4 protein-coding genes and 1 pseudogene are annotated in these 3517 nt (G+C 68.1%); 2 read left to right on the top strand and 3 right to left on the bottom strand.

The annotated features are described in order from the left end of the window. Positions 1-250: 250 nt before the first annotated feature. Together AOK08_RS46760 and AOK08_RS37540 are read left to right on the top strand one after the other, a co-directional pair. The gene (locus AOK08_RS46760) at positions 251-418 is read left to right on the top strand and encodes a hypothetical protein (RefSeq protein WP_198539509.1); all 168 of its coding nucleotides are present in this window, start codon (positions 251-253) and stop codon (positions 416-418) included. Next, the gene (locus AOK08_RS37540; protein WP_055534444.1) at positions 415-807 is read left to right on the top strand and encodes a type II toxin-antitoxin system VapC family toxin; all 393 of its coding nucleotides are present in this window, start codon (positions 415-417) and stop codon (positions 805-807) included. The genes AOK08_RS46760 and AOK08_RS37540 overlap by 4 nt, the downstream gene beginning before the upstream one ends. A gap of 194 nt (positions 808-1001) precedes the next feature. Here AOK08_RS37540 and AOK08_RS37535 read toward each other — a convergent pair whose 3' ends face one another. The 3 genes and pseudogenes from AOK08_RS37535 to AOK08_RS37525 form a co-directional block, all read right to left on the bottom strand. Next, on the bottom strand, positions 1002-2102 hold the full coding sequence (locus AOK08_RS37535) for an acyltransferase family protein (RefSeq protein ID WP_055534442.1): 1101 nt from the start codon (positions 2100-2102) through the stop codon (positions 1002-1004). Positions 2103-2620: 518 nt separating this feature from the next. Next, a complete protein-coding gene (locus AOK08_RS37530) occupies positions 2621-2974 on the bottom strand; it encodes a hypothetical protein (RefSeq protein ID WP_055534446.1) in 354 nt (117 codons plus the stop codon). Positions 2975-3109: 135 nt separating this feature from the next. Then, positions 3110-3517 (bottom strand): annotated as a pseudogene (locus tag AOK08_RS37525) (hypothetical protein); the annotation flags it as partial.

Genomic DNA, 3517 nt, shown 5'->3' with positions numbered 1-3517 from the left:
CGCTCTGCGCGATCACTGCCCAGGTCCCCATGCCCACTCCCCTTCGTCACCGCCGCCAGTCAGCCACAGCTCGGCCGCGAGGACAAGGGCGACGTGGGCGGGTGGAGGCGACGACTGCCATGCGAGGAGCCGCCTTCCCACCCCCCCCACCGCCTCTCCCGCCCCCGGCGAAGGCCCAGTCCGCCCGGTCTCCGTCTCCCTTCACGAGGGCACCATCGCCGCCCTCAGGGAGCGGACCGGCAAACGGGGCATGTCCGCCTACGTCGAAGCCCTCATCCAGCGCCAACTGGAACGCGAGCGGCTCCGCGAACTCATCGAAGACGCCGAAGCCGCACACGGCCCCGTCGACCAGGCCGCCGTCGAGGCAAAGCGGGCGCTGCTGCGCGGCGACGCGTCCGGCTCGGCGGACGCCGCGTGAGCGGCACGCTCGTCCTGGACTGCGAAGGCCTGTCCAAGCTCGTACGACGCACACCCGAACTGACCGAGTGGCTCGCCGCCGCCGAGGCCGAGGACATCCGCGTCGTCACCAGCTCCGTCACCCTCGTCGAGGCCCACGATCCCAGGACCAACCAGGCCCGCTTCGACCACGCCGTCTCGCGCGTCAACATCGTCCCGCCCACCGAGGCCATCGCCCGCCATGCGAGCAGGCTCCTTGCCACAGCCGGGCTGCACGGCCACAAGTACGCCCTCGACGCGATCGTCGCCGCGACGGCACTCACCTCACCGGCCCCCGTGACCGTCCTGACCTCGGCCCCCGAGGATCTCAGCACGCTGTGCGGTGCGGGTGTGCGCGTGATCAAAGTCTGAACGGTCGGCTCTCCCGGAGGACTCGGATCAGAACCGCCGAGAGCAAGTCGGTGTAGGGCGCGTCCGGGACCTCCTGAACGTCCTCGACGGCTCCCGCGTCACCACTCCTCGCCCAAGGCCTGGGGCATGTAAGGCGTCGGCAACCTCCTCGGCGGCAGGGCGGCCGACAGGTCCAGAGGGGAGCACCCGGCCGGTCAGGACATGGACGAGGCGTTGCGCAGCCGCGCGAACGACGTGTCCAGGCCCCGTTTCAGCAGCCGCGCCAGGGGCGCTTCCACGAACTTGTGCACCAGCCAGCTCAGTACGAGGAAGCCGGCGATCACGGACACGACGAGGAGCCGGGGGTCAACGGTGTCGCGCAGGCGGTTGATGACCGTCGTACCGACGAGGTAGTGCATCAGATAGAACGGGTACGTCAACGCGCCTGCCGTGGCCAGCCACTTCCAGCGGACGCGGTCGGTGCAGCCGAGCGAGATGGCGACCATGGCCAGCAGGAACACGGTGAAGATCAGCATGCTGGCGCGCCAGCTGGAGACCCGTTCGACCGTGTCTATGCGGTGCCCGAGCTCCAGTTGCCCCATCAGCCACGCCAAGCCGAGGATGCCCCAGAGCAACAGGTCCTGGCCGAAGCGGTACATGAGATAGAGGGCCAGCCCGGCGATGAAGTACCAGGCGCCCTGAGGATTGATGATCAGCGTCGCCGGACGGAAGCCGGCGGCCGGGGTGATCATCGCGGCGGCGCCCCAGAGACAGCAGAACACCACGACCTTGCGATACGTCAGCCCTGTGACGACAACCGCCATGAAGAGCAGGTAGAAGCGCAGCTCCGACCAGAGGGTCCAGTACACCCCGTCGACGTTCGAGACGCGTGAACCGGACTGCAGCATCGTGAAGTTGAGCAGAACCTCGCGCGACCGGTGCTGTTTCCACACACCGGGCATGGCGACGAGGCACGCCGAGGTGAAGACGATGGCGAACCAGTACGCCGGGTAGAGCCGGATCACGCGGGAGGTGAAGAACTGCCTTGGGGTACGCCCCCAGCACGACATGCAGATGACGAACCCGCTGATCACGAAGAAGATCTCGACGCCTATCCAGCCGTACGCGGAGAACCGGAACCAGGTCGGCATGATGTCGGAGACCGGCCGGCCCCAGATCGCGTTGTCCGGCTGGTTGACCCGCCAGGTTCCGGCGTAGTGATGGGCGGCCACGACCAGCGCGGCGAGCAGACGGAGCCCGTCGATCGCGTAGAGCCGACGGTCACCGCGCCCCGGGCCGGCGGCGTGCCTCGCCACGGTCCGGGTGGGTCTTCTCGTCGTCCCGGTGGGTCCGCGCGACTGTTCGGTCGTGGCGAGCGGAAGAGGCCGCGGCGGGGACGGGATCACTTCCCGCGTCCCGCCCACGACCTGCCCGCGCATCCGCAACCCACTGTTCGCGCCCTGCGTCGACACCAGATCTCCCCCATCGGAAAGCCCGCCCACATCAACCGACCACGCCCCGGAAACGGCGGCGGCAACCGGCAGCGAAACGGCGGACGCTTGCCCATCGGCAGTCACGGCAAACCCGCGAACACCGTAGAACTCATGGTTCACGCACAGAGACTTCTGGGTCAGATCGAGGGTTGTAGAGCGGAAGGGGTCTCGTTTGGACAGGATGTGGAAGCTTTTGTTCCTGTTGATCTTCGGTCGGGGGCTCTGCTTCTACGGTTCATGGAACGGGTAGCGAATCCGACGGAATTGAGCCCGGTCGCCCTGAGTGTGCAAAAGGGAACGTGCAACTCGCCGAGCAGTCGGTATCACCACCACGTCAGGGTTCAGACGGTCTGCTCGATGCGCTCGAAGATGTCCGAGTCCGTCTCCTGCTGCCAGGTCGGCAGGTCGGCCCAGTCGGCGACATATCCGGGCTTCGGGTCCTCGAAGTGCTTGAACATCTGGGCTGTCCAGCAGATCGCGACGAACCGGCCCTTCTGCTCGCGGGTGAGCCGTATGGCGTGCCCTTCGCTGATCCTGATGAAGTCGCGCACCTGTCCACAGACGGCGGCGGCAGCCTCGCGCTCCCACTCGGGCGTCTCGTCCCATGGAGTGACGTAGCCGGGCTTCGGCTCACCGGGGTAGTGCTTGTTCACACCGGCGATCCACGCCTCGCGGAAGATCCGACCGCCACTCATGCACGTGTCCCCATCGTCATGCGGTGCGTGAAAGCGCCGCGATTCGGTGATCCAGATCCGAGACTCGGCCATCGGACATGAGCGGGGCACGACGCCCTGCTCCATGACGGTGAAGCGCTCACCGAGCAGCGGGGGTCACCACCACTCCTCACCCAGGGCCTGAAGGACGTAGAGGCGTACGAGGTCGTCGTGCGGTGCCCGGTACGAGGGGTGGACGGCCAGGGTGGCTACGGGTGACTGCCAGCAGTCCTCTTCGGGGAGGAGTACGGCTGTTCGCTGCGCGGGAGGTGTGCCCTGGTTACGCCGGTGCCAGCGGCGCCAGCGGGCGCGGTGGGGGTTGGGGAGGGTCCAGACGTATGGGTCCAGGGTGCGGGGTGGCTCAGCGGCGGCGGGGATGACTGGTGGGGTCGGCGGGCGGGGCCGGAGTACGGCGGCCAGCCTGGCGCCGAGTCGGGCCGTCAGCCGGAACATGCGGGGGCGACTTCCGGCAGCGGGAAGGTGGCCCAGGCGCACTTGCTGAACCGGCGCAGTCGGGTAGCGGGG

This window comes from Streptomyces graminilatus, from assembly GCF_001418565.1.
GTDB lineage: Bacteria > Actinomycetota > Actinomycetes > Streptomycetales > Streptomycetaceae > Streptomyces > Streptomyces graminilatus.
Note: the sequence above shows the minus strand (reverse complement) of the source record. Positions and strands in the feature narration are given on the sequence as shown.

Excerpts from the sequence above, each read along its gene's own strand:
- AOK08_RS46760 (WP_198539509.1), top strand. The coding sequence starts at position 251 with ATGTCCGCCTACGTCGAAGCCCTCATCCAGCGCCAACTGGAACGCGAG.
- AOK08_RS37530 (WP_055534446.1), bottom strand. The coding sequence starts at position 2,974 with ATGAGTGGCGGTCGGATCTTCCGCGAGGCGTGGATCGCCGGTGTGAAC.